This is a genomic window from Mesorhizobium sp. M4B.F.Ca.ET.089.01.1.1 (assembly GCF_004022605.1).
Lineage (GTDB): Bacteria > Pseudomonadota > Alphaproteobacteria > Rhizobiales > Rhizobiaceae > Mesorhizobium > Mesorhizobium abyssinicae.
On the sequence record NZ_RZOS01001533.1, the window covers coordinates 1 to 405 of the forward strand.

At 67.2% G+C, this 405-nt stretch carries 1 pseudogene; it reads left to right on the top strand.

Going from position 1 to position 405, the window contains the following annotated elements:
• A pseudogene (locus tag EN780_RS38165) lies at positions 1-405 on the top strand (DNA methylase); the annotation flags it as partial.

The following is a 405-nucleotide window of genomic DNA, read 5'->3' on the forward strand; positions in this document are numbered from 1 at the left end:
CCACGGCACCTTGGACAAGGCCGATAGCACCGCACGCGAGCAGATCGCCAAATCGGCCGACCTGTTCGCCGCCTTGCGCCTGCCCGAGGGCAGCTTTCGCGCCGATGCCGGAACGGACGTCGTCGTCGACATCCTGTTCTTCCGCAAGCGCAAGGCGGGCAACCCCGAAGGCGGCGTCGCCTGGCTCGATCTCGAGGAGGTCTGGCCGGCGACGCAAGACGAGGGCGCCATCCGCGTCAATCGCTGGTTCGCGCGTCATCCGGACTTCGTGCTCGGCGCCCACGCGCTGAGCCGCGGCATCTATGGTCCCGATAAGACCTATACCTGCCTGCCGCGCCCCGCCGGCGATCTCAACGAAGCGCTGACGGCCACAATCTCGCTGCTGCCGCAATCGCTCTATGATGG